The sequence below is a fragment of the Streptomyces cyanogenus genome, from assembly GCF_017526105.1.
Classification (GTDB): domain Bacteria; phylum Actinomycetota; class Actinomycetes; order Streptomycetales; family Streptomycetaceae; genus Streptomyces; species Streptomyces cyanogenus.
The window spans coordinates 2349811-2370003 of record NZ_CP071839.1 but is presented as its reverse complement, the minus strand read 5'-3'; the positions used below and the strand labels follow the sequence as shown (position 1 = coordinate 2370003).

Here is a 20193-nt window from a genome sequence, read left to right as displayed (position 1 = left end):
GCATGGCAGACACGCAGCAGGTTGACGCGCGGGCCGAGCGCAAGGTGTCCCGGCTCGCCCACCGGATCACCGCCTTCGCGAAGGCGCACGGCGGCGCGGAGGGCCAGGTGGCCCACATCGGCGAACGCGGCGCCCGTATCGTCCTCGTCGGCGAGGACGGCGGCTGGGGCGACCTGGTGGCCCCCAGCACCGAGATCGCCCGGCAGGCGGTGGAGAAGGCCGGCATCACCGTCCACGAGTCCTTCGACGGCGAGTTCGCGGCCAAGGTGCAGACGGGCCCGTACGAGTGGAAGCGGATGGCCGGCATCCAGGTGGGCGGCTGAACGACGCGGTCACCGAGCGCGTGACCCGGGACGGCGCGCGGACCCGCGAACAGTCGCGCGCTGATCCGCGACCTCACACCCCGTTCACCCGTTAGGCCGGTGAGAAGCCGGCGCACGCGGGGAGATGGGGATGATCGAAACGCCGTCCCTCGTGGACCAGTACTGCCACGGCGTACTGCGGACGGAACTGGGCCTCGGCACCTTCGAGGCCCAGCTGGCCCGCACCGAGGGGCCACCGGCCCCGGGCACCACCCTCTTCGACACCCAGACCGGTTTCGCGGTACGGCGCTGGTGCCCGCCCCTGCTCGGCCTCGAACCGCACTGCCTGCCCGCCCGCTATCTGGCCCGGCGTCGGGAACTGGGCGCCCTGGAGGCGGGCCGCCGGCTGCTGCGCGGCAGCGGCATCACGACGTACCTGGTCGACTCGGGCCTGCCCGGCGACCTCACCGGTCCCGCCGAGCTGGCCACCGCCGCGGCGGCCCGGGCCCACGAGATCATCCGGCTGGAGCCGCTCGCCGAGCAGGTCGCCGACACCTCCGGCACCGTGGAGTCCTTCCTGGCCAACCTCGCCGAGTCGGTGCACGGGGCCGCGGCGACCGCCGTCGCCTTCACCTCCGTCGCGGGCGTGCGCCACGGCCTGGCCCTCGCGCCCGAGCCGCCGGGACCCGGGGAGGTACGGGGCGCGGCGGGCCGCTGGCTGGCCGGGCGGCGGGTCGGCGGCCCGCTCACGGACGCCGTACTGCTGCGCCACCTGCTGTGGATCGCGATCGCCTCGGGGCTGCCCCTGCAACTGCACGCGGGCCTCGGCGAGCCCGGCTCGCGCATCGACCGCACGGACCCGGTGCTGCTCGCGGACTTCGTCCGGGCCACCGCCGGCCTGGGCACCGACCTCGTCCTGCTGCACGGCTATCCGTACCACCGCCACGCCGCGCACCTGGCCGGGGTCTTCCCGCACGTCTACGCCGACTCGGGCGCCGCGCTCGTGCGCACCGGCGCCCGGGCGGCCACGGTCCTCGCCGAGATCCTGGAGCTGGCCCCCTTCGGCAAGATCCTCTTCTCCACCGGCGCCCGGGGCCTGCCGGAGCTGCACGTCGTCGGCGCCCGCCTGTTCCGGGAGGCCCTGGGCCGGGTGCTGGGCGGCTGGGTCGCGGAGGGCGCCTGGTGCCTGGAGGACGCCCAGCGGGTGGCCCGGATGATCGCGGCGGACAACGCGCGCCGGGTGTACGGACTGGAGTGAGGGATGTACAGGGCGGCGCGCGCTGTCCAGACTGGGGCGATGCCGACCGACACGCTGCTCGACGCCTTCCTGCGCGGCCTCGCGCCCTTACGTCCCCTCGCCCTGTGGGCCCACGGCTCCCTGGCCGGCGGCGACTACCAGGAGGGGCGCAGCGACCTGGACCTCATCGCCGTCCTGCCCGGGCCGCTCGGGCCGAAGCGGGCCTGGCAGGTGGCGGCCCTGCACCACCGGCTGCGCGCCGCCGGGCCGCTCGCCGCGAAGCTGCACTGCAGCTATCTGGCCCCGGCCACGCTGGCCGACCCCGAGCGGCGCCACCCGACCTGGGCGCACAACGGGCTGCTGCGCCGCCCTGTCACCCCTGTCACCCGTCGGGAACTGCTCGACTTCGGGCGCGTGCTGCACGGGGAGGCGCCGGGCGCGCTGCTGCCGCCGGTTCCGGACCCGCAGCTCGCCGACTTCGTCGTACGCGACCAGCGCGGCTTCTGGCGGCCGGCGGTGGACAGGGCCCGGCTGTGGCGGCAGGACATCTGGGTCGACCTGGGCCTGCTGACCTTCGCCCGGGCCACCGTGACCCTCCGCGACGGCCGGCTGATCACCAAGCGCGAGGCCCTGGCCGAACTCCCGTCCCTCGGAGCTCCTCCCGAGGTCGTCGACGACATCGCCCGGCGCCGCTACGACACCCCGGCCCCGGCCGCCGACGACTGGCTCACCCACCGCGCCCGGACGACCCGGGCGTTCCTGGGGCCCGCGATCGACGCGTTGATCACCACCTACGGGTGACTCACGCGCGTGTGCCGACCGTCACCTCGGCCGAGGGGCCCGGCAGGTCCAGGACGGCCTCCGGGCGCTCGCGCAGCGAGAGCAGCACGCGCAGGGTGGCGATCCAGATCAGGCACGAGCCGAGCATGTGCAGGCCGACCAGGACCTCGGGCAGGTGCGTGAAGTACTGCACGTAGCCGATCACGCCCTGCGCGAGCAGGACCACGAACAGCTCCCGCGTCCGCGCCAGGGGGCCGTGCGGGGCGTCGACCGCCTTCAGGACGAACCACAGGGCGAACGTCAGCGTCACCACGATCCAGGCGAGCACCGCGTGCAGCTTGGAGACCGTCTCCCAGTCGATCGGGATGCGCTCCACCTCGCTGGAGTCGCCGGCGTGCGGCCCGGCCCCGGTCACCACCGTGCCGACCGCGATGAGCAGCGCGGACGCGGCCACCAGGAACCACACCAGCTGCTGCACCGCCTTGCCGACCAGCGGACGCGGCGCCCCGTCGCCCTCCCGGGTGCGCTGCCACATCACCGTCGCGATGGCGATCAGCGCCGTGGAGAGCAGGAAGTGCGCGGCGACCGTGTACGGGTTCAGGCCGACCAGGACGACGATGCCGCCGAGCACCGCGTTGCCCATGACGACCCAGAACTGGGCCCAGCCCAGCCGGGTCAGGCCGCGCCGCCAGGGCTTCTGGGAGCGGGCCGCGATGATCGCCCAGCCGACGGCCGCGCACAGCACGTACGTCAGCATGCGGTTGCCGAACTCGACGACCCCGTGGAAGCCCATGGCCCGGGTGGTGGTCAGCGAGTCGTCGGTGCAGGTGGGCCAGGTCGGGCAGCCGAGTCCCGAGCCGGTGAGGCGGACGGCGCCGCCGGTGGCGACGATGACCACCGACATCACGAGCGCGGCGAGCGCCGCCCGCCGGACGGTCCGGGGATCCGGGGTCCAGCGGTCGGCGATGAAGGCGAGCGGGTTGCGCAGGGCGGCTTCGGCGTCGGCGCGGTTCAGCTTGAGCACGCGCACCATCGTAGGCCCGCCGCTTGTGCACGCGTTCACGAGGGTCGCTCCCGCGGGTGCGGCGCCGGTCACTCCCAGCGGAAGAACCTTCCGGCAGCGGCCAGCCCGGCCACCGCCCAGACGGCGAGGATCCCCAGGTCGCCCCAGGGCGTGCCGGCGCCGTGCTGGAGCACGTCCCGCAGGCCGTCGGACAGGGCGGAGATCGGCAGCAGCCCGAGCACCTGCTGCCCCGTAGAGCCGAACTTCTCCAGCGGCACGACGACCCCGCCGCCCACGAGGAGGAGCAGGAACGCCAGGTTGGCGGCGGCCAGCGTGGCCTCGGCCTTGAGCGTGCCCGCCATCAGCAGGCCGAGCCCGGAGAAGGCGGCCGTGCCGAGGAGCAGCAGAAGCAGGACGGCCACCGGGTTGCCGTGCGGGGACCAGCCCAGGGCGAAGGCGATGACGGTCAGCAGGACGACCTGGAGGACCTCCGTGACCAGCACGGAGACCGTCTTGGCGGTCATCAGGCCCCAGCGGGGCAGCGGCGAGGAGGCGAGCCGCTTCAGCACGCCGTAGCGGCGCTCGAAGCCGGTGGCGATGGCCTGGCCGGTGAACGCCGTCGACATCACGGCCAGCGCCAGGACGCCGGGGGCCAGGAAGTCGACGGCCTCGCCCTTGCCGGTGTCCACGATGTCGACCGAGCTGAAGAGGACCAGCAGCAGGGTCGGGATGACGACCGTCAGCAGCAGCTGCTCGCCGTTGCGCAGCAGCATCCTGGTCTCCAGCGCCGCCTGCGCCGCGATCATGCGGGGGAGCGGTGCGGCACCCGGCTTCGGGGTGTACGTACCAAGGGTCACGAGCGCAGCTCCTTGCCGGTCAGCTCCAGGAAGACGTCCTCCAAGGTGTGCCGCTCCACCGAGATCCGGTCCGGCATCACCCCGTGCTGCGCGCACCAGGAGGTGACCGTGGCCAGCAGCTGGGGGTCGACCTTGCCGACGACCCGGTAGGAGCCCGGGGTCAGCTCGGCGGCCGTGCAGTCGGCCGGGAGCGCCTTGAGCAGGGAGCCGACGTCGAGCCCGGGCCGGCCGGTGAAGCGCAGGGTGTTCTCGGCGCCGCCCTTGCACAGCTCCTCCGGGGAGCCCTGGGCGATGACCCGGCCGCCGTCGATGATCGCGACGTCGTCGGCGAGCTGCTCGGCCTCGTCCATGTGGTGCGTGGTGAGGATCACCGAGACGCCGTCGGCGCGCAGGTCCCGGACCAGGTCCCAGGTGGCGCGGCGGGCCTGCGGGTCCAGGCCGGCGGTCGGCTCGTCCAGGAAGACCAGTTCGGGACGGCCCACGACGGCCATGGCGAGCGCCAGCCGCTGCTGCTGGCCGCCGGAGAGCCGGCGGTAGCTGGTCCGGCCGCAGGAGCCGAGGCCGAGGCGTTCGATGAGGGCGTCGACGTCCAGCGGGTGCGCGTGCAGCTTCGCGACGTGCCGGAGCATCTCGTCGGCGCGGGCACCCGAGTAGACACCGCCGGACTGGAGCATCACGCCGATGCGGGGCCGCAGCTCGGCGGAGTCCCGGACGGGGTCGAGACCCAGGACGCGCACGGTGCCGGAATCCGGCTTCCGGTACCCCTCGCAGGTCTCGACCGTGGTCGTCTTCCCCGCCCCGTTGGGGCCGAGCACGGCGGTCACGCCCGCCTCGGCCACCAGGTCGAGGCCGTCCACCGCGGTCTTCGTGCCGTACCGCTTCACCAGGGCCCGGACCTCGATGAGCGGGTGCGCCGCGAAGCGTCTCCGTGCGGGGGCGTGGTCGGGAGACGGATGGGCGGGCTCACTTCGCATGGCACCAGAGTCTAGGGAGACCGCTTGCCCCTCAGGAGTGGGGGTGGGAGAAGTCCTCCGCACGAGGGCGGTGCAGGGGCAGCCATCGCTCGGCGTAGGCCACGGCGTCCGCCAGCGGGAACAGCCGCACGTCCGCCGCGCCCACCGTGCCGCGCACGACGGGCCGGTCCCGTTCGTAGTCGTGCCCCAGCTCGTCGAACCGGTCGGAGGTGATCGAGACCTCGACCACGGTCTCCCAGCCGCCGCCGGGAGCGGGCCGGCCGACGTCCACGCGGGGCGCGGGGATCCGGTACTCGGCGAGGTGGAAGGCGGTGCAGGCGTGGTAGCCCGCGCCGAGCAGCAGCACCCGGGCGCCGAGCTTCTCCAGCCGGGCCAGCGGGCTCCGCTCGCCGAGCCGGCAGTCGGTGGCGTGGCCGTCGGTGATCTCCCGCGCGCGCGGGCCGAGCGCGGCGAAGGAGGTCTGGGGGTGCGCGCTGCGCAGGGCGCCGGGCCAGGTCCGCACGGTCTCGGGGACGACGCCGACCCCGAGCGAGGGGGTGATCAGGGGGTCGTACGGGGGCATGGTGGCGCGGATCCGGTCCCACCACTCCGCGGGCACCGGCGGGTTCCCCCATACGGCCGGATCGGACTGGTCGCCGGTCTGGGTCGGGACGACGAGGGTGCCGGAGGGACCGAGCACGTCGAGGAGTGCCTGGACGACGGCGACCGCGCCGCCGTTGACCCAGCCGAGGGAGCTGAGCGAGGAGTGCACGAGGAGGGTTTCGCCGCTTTCGACACCGAGTGGACGCAAGCCTGCGGCGAGCGTGTCGCGGGTGACAAGAGGGCCGGTCGGAGGGGGTGCGGACATGGTTCGTGAGTCTTCCCGACGGAGCGCCGGGACGCTACCGAACAGGCCTCGGGCGGCTCTGGGAACGATCGATCAGAGATCGTTTCCGCAGGTCGGATTAGGTTTGCCTAAGTGACGCAGGGCACCGTGCGGTGATCCGGACCGCGCTTGTCAGGCTCCGCGGAATTACGCAACAATGGCGTTGTGAAAAACGTCGGCGAGGCTCGGGAGACCCCCACGGGTGCCCCCCAGGAGGAGCTAGCGACCGGTGAGCGCTCCACGCGCAACCGGGTCGCGCGGTCCATCCTGGACCACGGTCCGTCGACCGTCGCCGAACTCGCCGGCCGGCTGGGACTGACCCAGGCGGCCGTCCGGCGTCACCTGGACGCGCTGGTCGCCGACGACGTCGTGGAGGCCCGCGAGCAGCGGGTGTACGGCGCGCGCACGCGTGGCCGCCCCGCCAAGGTCTTCGCGCTCACGGACTGCGGCCGGGACGCCTTCGACCAGTCGTACGACAAGCTCGCCGCGGACGCGCTGCGCTGGATCGCCGAGCGGGAGGGCGGCCCCGAGGCGGTCGCCGCCTTCGCCCGCGCCCGGATCGCCGCCCAGGCGAGCGCGTACCGCAAGGCGATCGAAGCGGTGACGCCCGACAAACGCGCCGAAGCGCTGGCCAAGGCCTTGAGTGTCGACGGGTACGCTGCTACGGCGCGCAGCGCACCGGTCGGCGAGCAGCTCTGCCAGCACCACTGCCCGGTCGCCCACGTCGCGGAACAGTTCCCGCAGCTGTGCGAGGCGGAGACGGAGATCTTCGCCGAGCTGCTGGGGACCCACGTCCAGCGACTGGCGACCATCGCGCACGGCGACGGCGTCTGCACGACGTTCATCCCCAAGATTTCCACTGACGCACCTGCAAGCACGGCCGGGAGGAACCCCGCATGACTCTCCCCACGGAGACTGCCCACCCCGAACTCGAGGGCCTGGGCAAGTACGAATACGGCTGGGCCGACTCCGACGTGGCCGGTGCCTCCGCCAGGCGCGGCCTCAACGAGGACGTCGTCCGCGACATCTCGGGCAAGAAGTCCGAGCCGGAGTGGATGACCAAGCTGCGCCTGAAGGGCCTGAAGCTCTTCGAGAAGAAGCCGATGCCGAACTGGGGCTCCGACCTCTCGGGCATCGACTTCGACAACATCAAGTACTTCGTGCGCTCCACGGAGAAGCAGGCGGAGTCCTGGGAGGACCTGCCCGAGGACATCAAGAACACCTACGACAAGCTGGGCATCCCGGAGGCCGAGAAGCAGCGCCTCGTCGCCGGTGTCGCCGCCCAGTACGAGTCGGAGGTCGTCTACCACCAGATCCGCGAGGACCTGGAGGAGCAGGGCGTCATCTTCCTCGACACCGACACCGCGCTGAAGGAGCACCCGGAGCTCTTCAAGGAGTACTTCGGCACGGTGATCCCGGCCGGCGACAACAAGTTCGCCGCGCTGAACACCGCCGTGTGGTCCGGCGGCTCCTTCATCTACGTCCCGCCGGGCGTCCACGTCGAGATCCCGCTCCAGGCCTACTTCCGCATCAACACGGAGAACATGGGCCAGTTCGAGCGGACCCTGATCATCGTCGACGAGGGTGCCTACGTGCACTACGTCGAGGGCTGCACGGCCCCGATCTACAAGTCGGACTCGCTGCACTCCGCGGTCGTCGAGATCATCGTCAAGAAGAACGCCCGCTGCCGTTACACGACCATCCAGAACTGGTCGAACAACGTCTACAACCTGGTCACCAAGCGCGCCGTGGCCTACGAGGGCGCGACCATGGAGTGGATCGACGGCAACATCGGCTCCAAGGTGACGATGAAGTACCCGGCCGTCTACCTGATGGGCGAGCACGCCAAGGGCGAGACCCTGTCCATCGCCTTCGCGGGCGAGGGGCAGCACCAGGACGCCGGCGCCAAGATGGTCCACATGGCGCCGAACACCTCCTCCAACATCGTCTCCAAGTCGGTCGCGCGCGGTGGCGGCCGTACGTCCTACCGCGGTCTGATCGAGATCGGCGAGGGCGCCGCCGGGTCGAAGTCCAACGTGCTGTGCGACGCGCTGCTGGTGGACACCATCTCCCGGTCCGACACGTACCCGTACGTCGACGTCCGCGAGGACGACGTGTCCATGGGCCACGAGGCCACCGTCTCCAAGGTCTCCGAGGACCAGCTCTTCTACCTGATGAGCCGGGGCCTGTCCGAGGACGAGGCCATGGCGATGATCGTGCGCGGCTTCGTCGAGCCGATCGCCAAGGAGCTGCCCATGGAGTACGCGCTGGAGCTCAACCGGCTGATCGAGCTGCAGATGGAGGGCGCGGTCGGTTAAGGCCGCCCCCTCACCAGCAGACGTCTTACTCAGGAAAGAGAGCACTACGACAGCCATGGCTGAGGCCCAGAACATCCCGGTGGGTTCCACCACCGCCGGCTCGATCGCGGTCGCCGCGGAGTCGACCGTCGTCTCGCGCATGAGCGCGCCCCCGTCCTTCGACGTCGCGGACTTCCCGGTCCCGCACGGCCGCGAGGAGGAGTGGCGGTTCACCCCGCTGGAGCGCCTGCGCGGTCTGCACGACGGCACCGCCGTCGCGAACGGCGACGGTGTGAAGGTCGACGTCCAGGCCCCCGAGGGCGTCACCGTCGAGACCGTCGGCCGCGACGACGCGCGCCTCGGCAAGGCGGGCACCCCCGTGGACCGTGTCGCCGCGCAGGCGTACTCCGCCTTCGAGAAGGCCTCGGTCGTGACCGTCCCGAAGGAGACCGTCCTCACCGAGCCGATCCGCATCGCGGTGCACGGCCAGGGCGGCACCGCCTTCGGCCAGCAGGTGATCGAGCTGGGCGCCTTCGCCGAGGCCGTCGTGGTCATCGACCACACCGGTGACGCGGTGCTCGCCGCCAACGTCGACTACATCCTCGGGGACGGCGCCAAGCTGACCGTCGTCTCCGTCCAGGACTGGGACGACAAGGCCGTCCACGTCGCCCAGCACAACGCGCTGGTCGGCCGGGACGCCGCCTTCAAGTCCGTGGTCGTCACCTTCGGCGGTGACGTGGTGCGTCTGCACCCGCGCGTGGAGTACGCCGGCCCCGGCGGCGAGGCCGAGCTGTTCGGCCTGTACTTCACCGACGCCGGGCAGCACCAGGAGCACCGCCTGCTGGTCACCCACAACACCCCGCACTGCAAGTCGAACGTCGTCTACAAGGGCGCGCTCCAGGGCGACGACGCGCACGCGGTCTGGATCGGCGACGTCCTCATCGAGGCCGCGGCCGAGGGCACGGACACCTACGAGATGAACCGCAACCTCGTCCTCACCGACGGCGCGCGGGTCGACTCGGTGCCGAACCTGGAGATCGAGACCGGCGAGATCGTCGGCGCCGGCCACGCCTCCGCCACCGGCCGCTTCGACGACGAGCAGCTCTTCTACCTGATGGCCCGCGGCATCCCGGAGCACGAGGCCCGCCGCCTGGTGGTCCGCGGCTTCTTCGCCGAGCTGGTCCAGCAGATCGGTGTCGCCGACATCGAGGAGCGCCTGCTCGCCAAGATCGAGGAGGAGCTGGAGGCTTCCGTCGCATGACGACCTTCGTGCGCGCCTGTGGGCTGAGTGAGCTGGAAGAGAACACCCCGAAGCGGGTGGAACTGGACGGCACGCCGGTCTCGGTCGTCAAGACCGAGGGCGAGGTGTTCGCGATCAACGACATCTGCTCCCACGCGAACGTCTCCCTCTCCGAGGGCGAGGTGGAGGACTGCCAGATCGAGTGCTGGCTGCACGGCTCCGCCTTCGACCTGCGCACCGGCAAGCCGTCCGGCCTCCCGGCCACGCGCCCCGTCCCCGTATACCCCGTAAAGATCGAAGGGGACGACGTTCTCGTCTCCCTCACCCAGGAGTCCTGAGGCACCCATGGCAACGCTTGAAATCCGAGACCTGCACGTCACCGTCGAGGCCGACAACGCCACGAAGGAGATCCTCAAGGGCGTCGACCTCACCGTGAAGCAGGGCGAGACGCACGCCATCATGGGCCCCAACGGCTCCGGCAAGTCGACCCTCGCCTACTCGCTCGCGGGTCACCCGAAGTACACGATCACCGGCGGCACCGTGCTGCTCGACGGCGAGGACGTCCTGGAGATGTCCGTCGACGAGCGTGCCCGCGCCGGCCTGTTCCTGGCGATGCAGTACCCGGTCGAGGTCCCCGGCGTCTCGGTCTCCAACTTCCTGCGCACCTCCGCCACCGCCATCCGCGGTGAGGCCCCGAAGCTGCGCACCTGGGTGAAGGAGGTCAAGGAGGCCATGGAGCGCCTCAACATGGACCCGTCCTTCGCCGAGCGCAACGTGAACGAGGGCTTCTCCGGCGGTGAGAAGAAGCGCCACGAGATCCTCCAGCTGGAGCTGCTCAAGCCGAAGGTCGCGATCCTGGACGAGACCGACTCCGGCCTGGACGTCGACGCCCTCCGCATCGTCTCCGAGGGCGTCAACCGCGTCCGCGAGACGGGCGAGGTCGGCACCCTGCTGATCACGCACTACACGCGCATCCTGCGCTACATCAAGCCCGACTTCGTCCACGTCTTCTCCGCCGGCCGGATCGTGGAGTCCGGCGGCGCCGAGCTGGCCGACAAGCTGGAGGACGAGGGCTACGAGGCATACACGAAGGGTGGCGCATCCGCGTGACACAGCTGCCGGGCCTCCTCGACACCGAGGCGATCCGCAAGGACTTCCCCGTCCTGGACCGGCTGGTCCACGACGGCAAGAAGCTCGTGTACCTGGACAACGCGGCGACCTCGCAGAAGCCGCGCCAGGTGCTGGACGCCCTGAGCGAGTACTACGAGCGCTACAACGCCAACGTCCACCGCGGTGTGCATGTGCTCGCCGAGGAGGCCACGGCGCTGTACGAGGGCGCGCGCGACAAGGTCGCGGCGTTCATCAACGCGCCGAGCCGCGACGAGGTGATCTTCACCAAGAACGCCTCGGAGTCGCTGAACCTCGTGGCGAACATGCTGGGCTGGGCCGACGAGCCCTACCGGGTGGACCATGAGACCGAGATCGTCATCACGGAGATGGAGCACCACTCCAACATCGTGCCGTGGCAGCTGCTGGCGCAGCGCACGGGCGCGAAGCTGAAGTGGTTCGGTCTCACCGACGACGGCCGGCTGGACCTGTCCAACATCGACGAGATCATCACGGAGAAGACGAAGATCGTCTCCTTCGTGCTGGTGTCGAACATCCTGGGTACGGTCAACCCGGTCGAGACGATCATCCGCCGCGCCCAGGAGGTCGGCGCCCTCGTCTGCATCGACGCCTCCCAGGCCGCCCCGCACATGCCGCTGGACGTGCAGGCCCTGCAGGCCGACTTCGTGGCCTTCACCGGTCACAAGATGTGCGGCCCGACCGGCATCGGCGTGCTGTGGGGCCGCCAGGAGCTGCTGGAGGACCTGCCCCCGTTCCTCGGCGGCGGCGAGATGATCGAGACGGTCTCGATGCACTCGTCCACCTACGCCCCGGCGCCGCACAAGTTCGAGGCGGGTACGCCCCCGATCGCCCAGGCGGTCGGCCTCGGCGCGGCGATCGACTACCTCCAGTCGATCGGCATGGACAACATCCTCGCCCATGAGCACGCGCTGACGGAGTACGCGGTGCAGCGCCTGGCCGAGGTCCCGGACCTGCGGATCATCGGTCCGACCACGGCCGAGGACCGCGGGGCGGCGATCTCCTTCACCCTCGGGGACATCCACCCGCACGACGTGGGCCAGGTCCTCGACGAGCAGGGCATCGCGGTCCGTGTCGGCCACCACTGCGCCCGTCCGGTCTGCCTCCGCTACGGAATTCCTGCGACCACGCGAGCGTCGTTCTATCTGTACTCCACGCCGGCCGAGATCGACGCACTGGTCGAGGGGCTGGAGCACGTACGGAACTTCTTCGGCTGAGAGGCGTGAGCTGAAACCGTGAAGCTGGACTCGATGTACCAGGACGTCATCCTGGACCACTACAAGAACCCGCACGGGCGGGGCTTGCGGGATGGCGACGCCGAGGTGCACCACGTGAACCCGACGTGCGGCGACGAGATCACCCTGCGTGTGAAGTACGACGGCACGACGATCGAGGACGTCTCCTACGAGGGGCAGGGCTGCTCCATCAGCCAGGCCTCCGCCTCCGTGCTGAACGAGCTGCTGGTCGGCAAGGACCTCGCCGAGGCGCGGACGATCCAGGAGACCTTCCTGGAGCTGATGCAGTCCAAGGGCAGGATCGAGCCCGACGACGCGATGGAGGAGGTCCTGGAGGACGCGGTCGCGTTCGCCGGTGTCTCCAAGTACCCCGCGCGGGTCAAGTGCGCCCTCCTGAGCTGGATGGCGTGGAAGGACGCGACGGCCCAGGCGCTGGGTGGCGCCGAAGCCGAAAGGAAGACCGCATGAGCGACACCGTCGAGATGAAGCCGGCCTCGGAGGAGGAACTCCGCGAGGCCCTGATGGACGTCGTCGACCCCGAGCTGGGCATCGACGTCGTCAACCTCGGGCTGATCTACGGCATCCACATCGACGACTCCAATGTCGCGACCGTGGACATGACCCTGACCTCGGCGGCCTGCCCGCTGACGGACGTCATCGAGGACCAGGCCAAGTCCGCCACCGACGGCCTGGTCAACGAGCTGCGCATCAACTGGGTCTGGATGCCGCCGTGGGGCCCGGACAAGATCACGGACGACGGCCGCGAACAGCTGCGGGCCCTCGGGTTCAACGTCTGATCCCACCGTGTGCGTGAAGCGGCGGCACCTTCCCGGGTGCCGCCGCTTCCGTGTGCTCAGGCCAGCCCGTCCACCAACAGGAAGGCCGAGTCGGACCGGTAGAGGCCGGTGTCCTGGTACGGGTCCAGTTTCAGCTGGAAGTTCTGGTGACGCAGGAAGCGGCCGGGGTAGTTGACCGACTCCAGCATGACGGCGCCGGCGGAAACGGAGGCGCGGGGGCAGAACGTGGCGTCCTGCTGGAACAGGGGGGAGCCGTCGGCGGGTTCGGCGCGCAGCAGGAAGCCGCGGTGGCGGAGGTAGCTGCCGTCGGCCGTGGCGAAGGAGTAACAGCGGGCGTCGGCAAGGCCCCTGACGCGTGTGAAGGTGGCGGCGCGGCGGTCCGCGGCCGAGCCGACGGGGTCGAGCTTCACCAGGCCGCCGCTGATGTGCCAGTAGCGGTCGGGGTAGTTGAGGGAGCGGACGGACGTCCGGTGCTGAGCCGGCCGGCCCGTACTCGCCGTGGGCGTCGGGGACCTGGCGGGCGTGTGCCGGGGGCGGGCGGGGGCCTCGGAGGCGGAGGGCGCGGGCGGCGAAGCGTCCGTGCCGTGCCTGGCGCGGGCCGGTGTGTTCGCCGGCGGGGTGGACGGGGAGGCGAAGGAGAGCAGGCCGGGGCCGTTGTCGGGCGGCGTGGCCGGCGCGGTGGCCTTCTTCTCCGCGGGCTGGTCGTTCAGGGCGGTCACGGTCACGCAGGCGGCGGCGACCGCCAGCGCCAGTGCGGCGGCCGGCCAGAGTCTTCGGATGCGGGGGGTGTCTTCGGGCACGGGCCCGCACAGTAGTGGAGGCGGGGCCTGCCGCGAGCGGTTTCTGTGAAACTGAAACTATCTCGTTGTGTACGACCGTACGCAGCAGTTGTGTACGCTCGTCCACATGGGATACCTGCTGCTCGCCGGCGCCATCGCCGCCGAGGTCGCCGCCACGACGGCGATGAAGTACAGCGAGGGCTTCAGCCGCCTCTGGCCCTCGCTCGTGACGGCGCTCGGCTACGTCGTTTCGTTCGCCCTGCTCGCCAGGACGCTGCGGACCGTGCAGATCGGCACGGCCTACGCCATCTGGTCCGGCGTGGGCACCGCGACCATCGCCGTCCTCGGCCTGCTGCTGTTCGGCGAGGGGCTGAACGCGGCGAAGGCCGCCGGGATCCTGCTGATCATCGGGGGAGTCGTGGTGCTGAACCTCGGCGGAGCGGCGCACTGATGCCCCGCCGCTACGACCCCGAGCGCCGGCAGCGGATCATCGACGCGGCGATCCGCGTGGTCGGCCGTGACGGCATCGCCGGGCTGAGCCACCGTACGGTCGCCGCCGAGGCGGACGTGCCGCTCGGCTCCACGACGTACCACTTCGCCGGCCTCGATGAGCTGCTGGTGGCGGCGCTGCGGCAGTCGAACGAGGGGTTCGGCGGGCTGCTGGCCGAGCTGCTGCCTGAGCGCGGCGGCGAGGGGGACCTGGCCGCGGACCTCGCCCGGGCGCTCGGGGAGTGGCTGGCGGGCGAGCCCACCGGCGTGGAGCTGGAGTACGAGCTGTACCTGGCGGCGCTGCGCCGCCCCGCGCTGCGTCCCGTCGCCGCCGAGTGGACCGAGCGGGCGGCCGCGCTGCTGGGCCGCCGCACGGACCCGGTCACCGCGCGCGCCCTGCTCGCGCTGATGGACGGCATCTGCCTCCAGGTGCTGCTGACGGGCGGTTCCTACGACGAGGACAACGCGCGCGCCGCGCTGGCTCGGCTGATCCCCTGAACCCGCGCCCGGCACGTGAGACGCGGTTCGCCCTCACCACCCCGCCCACGTTAGGTTTTCTTCCATGACCGAGTCTGCAACCCGTACCACCGGCGCCGTGGCCGCCGGCCTCGCCACGATCGCCTCCGACGGCACCGTTCTCGACACCTGGTTCCCGGCCCCCGAGCTGGTCGAGGCGCCGGGCCCGGCCGGCACCGAGCGGCTGACCGCCGAGCAGGCGGCCCAGCAGCTGGGCGGCGGCGCGACCGCGGCGATCGGCCCGGACGCCCGCCGGGGCGTCGAGGTGGTCGCGGTCCGCACGGTCATCGCCTCGCTGGACGAGAAGCCGATCGACGCGCACGACGTCTACCTGCGTCTGCACCTGCTCTCGCACCGCCTGGTCAAGCCGCACGGCCAGAACCTGGACGGCATCTTCGGCCACCTCGCCAACGTGGCCTGGACCTCTCTCGGCCCGGTCGCCGTGGACGACATCGAGAAGGTGCGCCTGAACGCCCGCGCCGAGGGCCTGCACCTCCAGGTGACCTCGATCGACAAGTTCCCGCGCATGACGGACTACGTCGCGCCCAAGGGCGTGCGCATCGCCGACGCCGACCGGGTCCGCCTCGGCGCGCACCTCGCGGCGGGCACCACGGTCATGCACGAGGGCTTCGTCAACTTCAACGCCGGCACGCTCGGCACCTCCATGGTCGAGGGCCGGATCTCCGCGGGTGTCGTGGTCGGCGACGGCTCCGACATCGGCGGCGGCGCCTCCACCATGGGCACCCTGTCCGGCGGCGGCAACGTGATCATCTCCATCGGCGAGCGCTGCCTGGTCGGCGCCGAGGCGGGCGTCGGCATCGCGCTCGGCGACGAGTGCGTGGTCGAGGCCGGCCTGTACATCACCGCGGGCACCCGCGTCACCATGCCCGACGGCCAGATCGTCAAGGCCCGCGAGCTGAACGGCGCCTCCAACATCCTCTTCCGCCGCAACTCCGTCACCGGCACGGTCGAGGCCCGCCCGAACAACGCGGTCTGGGGCGGCCTGAACGACATCCTGCACAGCCACAACTGATCACCGGCGGCCGCGACCTGCGGCCGCCTGATCGATCATCGCTCCGACCTGCTGCCGAGCTGTCGGCACTTGTTGACGTTGGTCACCATTGAGCGCCCTTCCACGGCCCAGGACGGCCCGGGAGGGCGCTCGTGCGTGAGCACCGCTTTGGGAGTTCGATCAGCGGCCGTTTGCCTGGCTGCTGTCCTCTGACTCGACGGCCAGGCAAGGACACTGATGTACGTCGCAGTCCGGCCTCGTTGATGTCAGCCGTGGATGTCAGAAGTCGCCAGGTGAGCGTCGGCTGGAGTCGGAGGCGTCGGTGCCTTCCAGTAGCGCTTTCAATGCGGCGAGGTCCTTGACGTTTGCCCGCCGCATAGCCGCAGCCATCATCGGAGCGCTCACCTTGGCAAAGCCGGATGGCTCGCCGCGGTTGCGCAGCGTCATCCGGGTATGGTCAGCGTCCACTGGCTGCCAGGTGTAGGTCGTCTCCATGGGAAACGGCCCCTGCGCGGTGCGCATCACGAGTCGTTCGGGGGAGTACTCGACGATTTCGTAGGTGTACGTCAGGGTGCGCCCCAGGAACCGGGCGACGAAGTCGAGCTTCGAGCCCGCGGCGAGCGGCGGCGAGGTCCGCCAACGAACCGAGATGATGTTGGCGTACCAGTGCGGCGCATTGGTCGGATCCCCGGCATAGGCGGCGACCTCCGCACAGGGACGGGCGATCACGGTCTCGGTGAGCACGTCGACAGCCATGACCTCCACGCTAGCGCGGTCGTTCATGCTCGGGAGCCCGACACACGTGCTGCCCGCTCAGCCGGCACGCCGCGACGGCCGACCTGTGACAACGGTGCCGGGGCCCTCAGCTTGGGAAGCTGCGAGCATTTGCGGTCGGTTCGGGCGCTGACCTGGGCGATGTTCCGGGCGCGGCCCCGTCGGGTTCAGCTGTCTTCCCCGTTATTCCCCGCCGTTGCCCGCCCGTTCTGGTGCGGTTGTGGTGCGCGCGCTCGTCATCCATGCTCCGGGGCCACCTACCGCTTCTGCGCCCGGTAGCGCTTCATCAGCGCAGTGATCCGTGCGTGGTCCGCCTGACCGTTGAGCTCGGCCACGAGATCGTCAGGACACAACTCGTAGAGATCGCCCCACCATCGACGTCCCCGGTTGTCCCAGATCCGGTAACCACCCGGCACGCCCCGGGCGACGTAGCGTCTCCTGCTCACGGTCCCCCGTTTCCGGCACAACCTCGTGCCGTCCTTCAGCGAGTCATCCCCGACGCGCGACCATACGCGGGCTGCGACCAACCGGCGAGCGAGTATGCAGCTGCTGCCCCACACGCTTTCCAACTGTGGTGGTGAGGTGGTGGGCGTCGTTCGGGGGCGTTCACCTGCGTTCACGGATGGTCCGCCTATTGGCTGCACCCGGTTTCTGGTCTCGTCTGAACGGCCGTGAACGGGGCTGAATGAGACGGAAACTGAGACGGATGGGCATCGCACGCTGGCCTAGTCAAGCGTCTTGGGCCACGTTGTCCCGCTCACCGTGGTTCCAGACGTGGTGACATCTTCTCTGCTGGGTGTAGCCGCCGGGAACGCCCACGCTGACGGAACTCCAGAAGGAGCAAGGCGTCCTTGGCCTGCGCCACCTGCCGCAAGGCCCCACTCGCGCAGGAAACGGCCATCCCCGTCCTTTGGGAGGGCGAGGCCGCCTCCCGCCTCGGCTACGCCCACCTCCGGTGCTTGACCAGGTAGGCGAGTGCCGATGACCCTGCGCGCCGATTCGGCGCGTGACTCAGACTCCGGCGTCTTGTGGGCGCCGGACGGCCGCCCGGCGGAGGTGAAGGGGTGGCCCAGGCTCTGTCGCCGGAACGCCCTTGAACCGGCGGCGGACCCCTACAACTCCCGCCGTGCCCGCGCCTGCTCCCGTGAGCAAGCCGGGCGGGCGGGTTCCACCGCCTCCCACCGGAGGCCGTCCACAACCGGAGGAATCACGTGACCACCACGTTAGAGCGCCCCGTGGGCACCACCGACCCGATCACCCTGGTCGACCCTGAGGTGACCGACCGGCTCGCGCGCCGCATCACCGCCGACCACCCGGAGATCACCGAGGCGACCGCCCGCCGCATCGTCGGCCAGGCCGCCGCGTTCATCGCCGCATCCGGCCAGCAGCCCGGCCAGTCCCTCGCCCCGAGCAAGCTGGTCGACTACGGCTGGCACGCGTTCATCCTGCACACCGTCGACTACGTCCGCTTCTGCGAACAGGTCGTAGGCCGCTTGGTCCACCACGTCCCGACCGCCGAGGACGACGAGATGCCGGGCGGCGCGCAGGCCACTCGCAAGCGCACCCTCGCCGCCATCACGGCCGCCGGGTACGCCGTCGATGAGGAGCTGTGGCCGGACATGGCCGACTGCAGCCAGTGCCACGCCGGGTGCACCGACAGTCCCAACAGCGGCAAGCAGTAGCGCGCCCATCGTGCAAGACTCCAGCCGTTCGGCGTCACAGCCGGGCGGCTGGCCCTATGAGCGGAGCACCACGTGACAGACACCGCGATCGCCTGGGACACCTACGCGCGGCAGCGGCCCGAGCGCCGACCGGTGAACGCCCGCGGCGAGACAACCTGGTTCAACTGGACCCAGTACGAGGACCACGGACCCGGCGCCGAACTGCTGGACGTCGCGGCCGGCGCCCGCGTGCTGGACCTCGGCTGCGGCAAGGGCGGCAACGCCGCGCACCTGGCCGCGATCGGCATGCGCGCCGTAGGCGTCGACGTCTCGCTCCGGCAGCTGGCCGCGGCGCGCGAGCGGTGGGGGCAGGCGCCAGGGCTGGAGCTGCACCACGCAGAGGCGGTCCGCTTCCTGCTGGAGGACCGGGAAGGCTTCGACGCCGTGTACTCGGTGTACGGCGCCGTCTGGTTCACCGACCCGACGCTGCTGCTGCCCGCCGTCCGTGAGCGGCTGCGTCCGGGCGGCCGGCTCGTCTTCTCGCAGCGGCCACCCGTGGAGGGCTGCTACGGCTGCCAGGCCTCGTACATCCCACGCGGCCCCGACGAGGACCCGCTTGTCGTGAAGCGGTGGGACTACGAGCCCAACGCATGGGAGCAGCTCCTGGCCGAGCACGGCTACATGGACGTCCGTGCTTCCGTGCTGGCCCCGCCGGCGGGCGCCCGTCGAGTGGGGACACTCGTCGTCACCGCCCGGGCCTGACTCTCAGCCGCGGCCCCGGCACACGTCTCCCCCGACGCCGCCGGAGTCCCCCTCCCTGCGGCGGACCTACCTGACGAGGTCGGCGAGGGGCACGCCGAGGACGTCGGCGAGAAGCAGCAGGTGCCACCCGCCCACGCTGTAACGATCTTGGTGTCCCGCGCCCCGGGTGCTGACAGCCTCGGGGCGGCCCACGTTGGACGCAGAAGGGCCCCCGCCGACTTCTGCCGAATGGGTGAGGGCACATCAAGATCGCGTGGCGATGTGGACTATTTATGGACTCGGGACGCAGAACGGGCCCCCTGTTCGCGCAGAACGGAGTCCGGTCTGACCGCCTGTCCACCCGTGCTGCGCGGGGCGGCCGTGGCCATGACAGACCGCACCGCACCGCGCCGCCGCTGTCCGCTGTCGTTGATGTCAGCCATGGATGTCACCTCACACCGGCTGGGGTCACTTGCGACGCTTGCGTGTCTTCGCCTTGCGTTCGGCTTCCTTGCGCTTCTCGATGGTGTACGACGACCACTCGCCACTGTGCAGGTTGCATCGCGACGCACCGACCATCGCCAGCCGCCGGCAGCGCCACCGGCCGGGGCCCGTGAGCTTCGACCGGCAGCAGCAAGTCCTCTACGAAGGCACGCTGGCGAGCCAGACGGCGACGCCACCGTGATGCGAGCAGGTACCCCGACGGTGCGCGGAGTAGCTGTAAGTACCGTCGTTGCACTGGGCGGTGGCACCGGCAGGTGCCTGCTGCGAGCCGCCCGAGGACGAAGAGGAACTGGAGTCGTCCCCCGATGAGTCGGAGCCGCCAGTCCATGAGCTTGTGCCGCTGCCGGAGGAGTCGTCACCGTAGTCGTCCCCCGTGCCGGCGACGGTTGAGGAACTGTCGTCGCTGTAGTCGTCTCCCGCGCCGGAGACAGTGGAGGAATCGTCTTCGCCGTAGTCATCGCTGCTGCCAGACTCTGTAGGGTCGTTGCAGCTCTCGCCCTCGCTGGCCTTGACGGTGTCGAACGTGAGCGTGTCATCGGGGCTCATCGTTTCGCCAGCCGCGGGTGTCTGGGCGCAGACTGTCCAGTTGCGGTCCCAGAGCTGCATGCGGCCCTGGCCGGTGGCGTCCGTTGAGTCGAGGTTGTCGATGCCGTCGGCTTGCGCGGCGTCCTGGGCTTCCTGAAGCCCCATGCCGACGAAGTCCTCGACTTTGACGGTCTTCGCCTTACCGTCGTACACGGATGATGAGGACGATGAGGTGGACGAGGAGTCGTTGTCGTCGTTGATCAGGGCACTGCATCCACCAACTACGAGAAGTGCGGCCAGTATGATGCCGCAACCAAGTCTGGCGTTCTTCTTGTCCTCCGCCGTGGGCTGAGGTCTCTGTTTTTGGGCCACGTTCTGCTCCCCCCTGCTACTACCTGCTGCGCGCTCCCCTGCGCGCATGGGCCTGCCCTCGGCCGTGAACCGGTGCCCGCTTACAGC

The 20193-nt window shown here is 70.7% G+C and carries 24 protein-coding genes; 16 read left to right on the top strand and 8 right to left on the bottom strand.

The window, feature by feature from the left end; all coding sequences use genetic code 11:
- Nucleotides 1-2: 2 nt before the first annotated feature.
- The 3 genes from S1361_RS10600 (at nt 3) to S1361_RS10590 (ending at nt 2340) form a co-directional block, all read left to right on the top strand.
- A complete protein-coding gene (locus tag S1361_RS10600; protein WP_208031596.1) occupies nt 3-323 on the top strand; it encodes a hypothetical protein in 321 nt (106 codons plus the stop codon).
- 130 nt (nt 324-453) lie between these two features.
- The gene (locus S1361_RS10595; protein ID WP_208031595.1) at nt 454-1560 is read left to right on the top strand and encodes an amidohydrolase family protein; all 1107 of its coding nucleotides are present in this window, start codon (nt 454-456) and stop codon (nt 1558-1560) included.
- A 39-nt stretch (nt 1561-1599) separates the two neighbouring features.
- Nucleotides 1600-2340: a nucleotidyltransferase gene (locus S1361_RS10590; protein ID WP_208031594.1), complete on the top strand. Its 741-nt coding sequence runs from the start codon at nt 1600-1602 to the stop codon at nt 2338-2340.
- Nucleotide 2341: 1 nt separating this feature from the next.
- On the opposite strand, the gene S1361_RS10585 is transcribed toward S1361_RS10590, so the two are convergent.
- The 4 genes from S1361_RS10585 to S1361_RS10570 are packed head-to-tail and all read right to left on the bottom strand — an operon-like array spanning nt 2342 to nt 6000.
- A complete protein-coding gene (locus S1361_RS10585) occupies nt 2342-3352 on the bottom strand; it encodes a COX15/CtaA family protein (RefSeq protein ID WP_208031593.1) in 1011 nt (336 codons plus the stop codon).
- A 59-nt stretch (nt 3353-3411) separates the two neighbouring features.
- Entirely contained in the window at nt 3412-4128 is a 717-nt protein-coding gene (locus S1361_RS10580; protein WP_243769507.1) for an ABC transporter permease, read from the bottom strand.
- A 47-nt stretch (nt 4129-4175) separates the two neighbouring features.
- A complete protein-coding gene (locus tag S1361_RS10575) occupies nt 4176-5153 on the bottom strand; it encodes an ABC transporter ATP-binding protein (protein ID WP_243769137.1) in 978 nt (325 codons plus the stop codon).
- 31 nt (nt 5154-5184) lie between these two features.
- Complete coding sequence (locus S1361_RS10570; protein ID WP_208031591.1) at nt 5185-6000, bottom strand: AAC(3) family N-acetyltransferase; 816 nt, start codon at nt 5998-6000, stop codon at nt 5185-5187.
- Nucleotides 6001-6183: 183 nt separating this feature from the next.
- Here S1361_RS10570 and S1361_RS10565 point away from each other — a divergent pair, with 183 nt between their 5' ends.
- From S1361_RS10565 to S1361_RS10530, 8 genes are read left to right on the top strand one after another with little or no spacing between them, the layout of a single operon-like run.
- Nucleotides 6184-6918 (top strand): helix-turn-helix transcriptional regulator, encoded by a 735-nt coding sequence (locus tag S1361_RS10565; protein ID WP_208031590.1) that lies wholly within the window; start codon nt 6184-6186, stop codon nt 6916-6918.
- Complete coding sequence (gene sufB, locus S1361_RS10560) at nt 6915-8336, top strand: Fe-S cluster assembly protein SufB (protein WP_208031589.1); 1422 nt, start codon at nt 6915-6917, stop codon at nt 8334-8336. Before S1361_RS10565 ends, sufB begins: the two co-directional genes overlap by 4 nt.
- A 55-nt stretch (nt 8337-8391) precedes the next feature.
- Nucleotides 8392-9576, top strand: coding sequence for a Fe-S cluster assembly protein SufD (sufD, locus tag S1361_RS10555; protein WP_208031588.1), 1185 nt, complete (start codon nt 8392-8394; stop codon nt 9574-9576).
- Nucleotides 9573-9893: a bifunctional 3-phenylpropionate/cinnamic acid dioxygenase ferredoxin subunit gene (locus S1361_RS10550; RefSeq protein ID WP_208031587.1), complete on the top strand. Its 321-nt coding sequence runs from the start codon at nt 9573-9575 to the stop codon at nt 9891-9893. Before sufD ends, S1361_RS10550 begins: the two co-directional genes overlap by 4 nt.
- Nucleotides 9894-9900: 7 nt before the next feature.
- Complete coding sequence (gene sufC, locus S1361_RS10545; RefSeq protein WP_208031586.1) at nt 9901-10665, top strand: Fe-S cluster assembly ATPase SufC; 765 nt, start codon at nt 9901-9903, stop codon at nt 10663-10665.
- Complete coding sequence (locus S1361_RS10540) at nt 10662-11918, top strand: cysteine desulfurase (RefSeq protein ID WP_208031585.1); 1257 nt, start codon at nt 10662-10664, stop codon at nt 11916-11918. Before sufC ends, S1361_RS10540 begins: the two co-directional genes overlap by 4 nt.
- Nucleotides 11919-11936: 18 nt before the next feature.
- Nucleotides 11937-12404: a Fe-S cluster assembly sulfur transfer protein SufU gene (gene sufU / locus S1361_RS10535; protein ID WP_208031584.1), complete on the top strand. Its 468-nt coding sequence runs from the start codon at nt 11937-11939 to the stop codon at nt 12402-12404.
- Nucleotides 12401-12733 carry a metal-sulfur cluster assembly factor gene (locus S1361_RS10530; protein WP_208031583.1) on the top strand — a complete coding sequence of 111 codons (333 nt, stop codon included), beginning with the start codon at nt 12401-12403 and terminating at the stop codon, nt 12731-12733. Before sufU ends, S1361_RS10530 begins: the two co-directional genes overlap by 4 nt.
- A gap of 56 nt (nt 12734-12789) precedes the next feature.
- On the opposite strand, the gene S1361_RS10525 is transcribed toward S1361_RS10530, so the two are convergent.
- Nucleotides 12790-13533, bottom strand: a complete 744-nt coding sequence (locus S1361_RS10525; RefSeq protein WP_243769136.1) for an AbfB domain-containing protein — start codon at nt 13531-13533, stop codon at nt 12790-12792.
- A gap of 106 nt (nt 13534-13639) precedes the next feature.
- Here S1361_RS10525 and S1361_RS10520 point away from each other — a divergent pair, with 106 nt between their 5' ends.
- The 3 genes from S1361_RS10520 (at nt 13640) to dapD (ending at nt 15550) form a co-directional block, all read left to right on the top strand.
- On the top strand, nt 13640-13963 hold the full coding sequence (locus S1361_RS10520) for a DMT family transporter (protein WP_208031582.1): 324 nt from the start codon (nt 13640-13642) through the stop codon (nt 13961-13963).
- Nucleotides 13963-14499 (top strand): TetR/AcrR family transcriptional regulator, encoded by a 537-nt coding sequence (locus S1361_RS10515; protein ID WP_208031581.1) that lies wholly within the window; start codon nt 13963-13965, stop codon nt 14497-14499. The genes S1361_RS10520 and S1361_RS10515 overlap by 1 nt, the downstream gene beginning before the upstream one ends.
- Before the next feature lie 64 nt (nt 14500-14563).
- Entirely contained in the window at nt 14564-15550 is a 987-nt protein-coding gene (dapD, locus tag S1361_RS10510; RefSeq protein ID WP_208031580.1) for a 2,3,4,5-tetrahydropyridine-2,6-dicarboxylate N-succinyltransferase, read from the top strand.
- Between the two features lie 258 nt (nt 15551-15808).
- Here dapD and S1361_RS10505 read toward each other — a convergent pair whose 3' ends face one another.
- Together S1361_RS10505 and S1361_RS10500 are read right to left on the bottom strand one after the other, a co-directional pair.
- A complete protein-coding gene (locus S1361_RS10505) occupies nt 15809-16285 on the bottom strand; it encodes an SRPBCC family protein (protein WP_208031579.1) in 477 nt (158 codons plus the stop codon).
- 275 nt (nt 16286-16560) lie between these two features.
- Nucleotides 16561-16749, bottom strand: coding sequence for a hypothetical protein (locus S1361_RS10500; RefSeq protein ID WP_079077019.1), 189 nt, complete (start codon nt 16747-16749; stop codon nt 16561-16563).
- Nucleotides 16750-17514: 765 nt separating this feature from the next.
- Here S1361_RS10500 and S1361_RS10495 point away from each other — a divergent pair.
- Together S1361_RS10495 and S1361_RS10490 are read left to right on the top strand one after the other, a co-directional pair.
- Entirely contained in the window at nt 17515-17985 is a 471-nt protein-coding gene (locus tag S1361_RS10495) for a glycine-rich domain-containing protein (protein ID WP_208031578.1), read from the top strand.
- Nucleotides 17986-18057: 72 nt separating this feature from the next.
- The gene (locus S1361_RS10490) at nt 18058-18726 is read left to right on the top strand and encodes a class I SAM-dependent methyltransferase (protein WP_208031577.1); all 669 of its coding nucleotides are present in this window, start codon (nt 18058-18060) and stop codon (nt 18724-18726) included.
- A gap of 621 nt (nt 18727-19347) precedes the next feature.
- Here the strand turns inward: S1361_RS10490 and S1361_RS39110 are convergent.
- Nucleotides 19348-20106 carry a DUF3761 domain-containing protein gene (locus S1361_RS39110; protein ID WP_243769135.1) on the bottom strand — a complete coding sequence of 253 codons (759 nt, stop codon included), beginning with the start codon at nt 20104-20106 and terminating at the stop codon, nt 19348-19350.
- Between the last annotated feature and the right edge of the window lie 87 nt (nt 20107-20193).